General features: G+C 79.2%; 1 protein-coding gene. It reads right to left on the bottom strand.

The window, feature by feature from the left end; all coding sequences use genetic code 11:
* Window positions 1-218: 218 nt before the first annotated feature.
* On the bottom strand, window positions 219-539 hold a 321-nt coding region (locus tag QWZ14_RS05810), incomplete at its 5' end, for a hypothetical protein (RefSeq protein WP_290315687.1).

Raw genomic sequence — 539 nt, 5'->3', positions numbered from 1 at the left:
GGCCGGGCGGCCGGCAAGGCCTCGGCCAGGGGCGCTTCGGCAGAAGGCGGCCCGGCGGCGGGCGGTCCGGCGGCCAGCCACAGCCCGGCCGCGCCGGCCGCCGCCGCGGCGACCAGCTTCTCCAGGCCCAGGCCCCTCATGTCGGCACCACGCTGCAGGATCGCATGGCTCATCACCCGGTCGTCTCGGCGCAGTCTAGGCCGAAGTTTGGCATGGGATCAGGGGCTGCGATGCAGCAGCCAAACGAAAATCAGCGGGAGCCCCCCGGCGATGGCCCAGCCCAGCGGAGTGCCCGACCGGCCGCCGATGCGGGCCCCGAGGCCGGGGCCGATCCAGAGGGCGGCGAAGGGTGCGGTGGCCACCAGCCAGTCCGTGCCGCCGCCCCGGGCCAGCACCGGCCCGCCCGCCAGGGCCGCCAGCCCGATCGCCAGCGGCAGCGCCGGGGCCGGGCCCCAGCCGCCACCCGGCAGCGCCCCGAGCGCCGCCGCGGCGGCGACCAGCGCCAGCGCCCACCAGGGCCCCGGCGGGCCGTACAGCCA

The sequence above is a fragment of the Paeniroseomonas aquatica genome, assembly GCF_030409335.1.
Taxonomy (GTDB): domain Bacteria; phylum Pseudomonadota; class Alphaproteobacteria; order Acetobacterales; family Acetobacteraceae; genus Belnapia; species Belnapia aquatica.
The sequence above is the reverse complement of the archived record's forward strand: the minus strand, read 5'-3'. Positions and strand labels throughout refer to the sequence as shown.